General features: G+C 55.3%; 1 pseudogene. It reads left to right on the top strand.

From position 1 onward, the window contains the following. Positions 1-31: 31 nt before the first annotated feature. A pseudogene (locus KI362_RS25425) lies at positions 32-255 on the top strand (IS110 family transposase); the annotation flags it as partial.

The following is a 255-nucleotide window of genomic DNA, read 5'->3' as shown; positions in this document are numbered from 1 at the left end:
CACCCCATGGACGCATGCGTATGAAGCGTGGTTGGACAGCTTAAAATTTGCAGATCACTGTCAGCAGGTCACGTTTCAAGAGTATCGCCAATCGATCTGGGAAACGAAAGAACGCATTTGCCGGTACCAGCAGGAGATCGAACGACAAGCCGAAAGCTGTGCGCAAGCTCCGCTCATTCAGGCTCTGCAAGCGTTACGAGGAGTGGCCGTGCTTACCGCGACCACCCTGGCCTCAGAAATGATCGAAGCCGCGCG

It is taken from the genome of Paenibacillus apis, assembly GCF_018333295.1.
Lineage (GTDB): Bacteria > Bacillota > Bacilli > Paenibacillales > Paenibacillaceae > Fontibacillus > Fontibacillus antibioticophila.
This window is presented reverse-complemented; position numbering and strand designations above follow the sequence as displayed.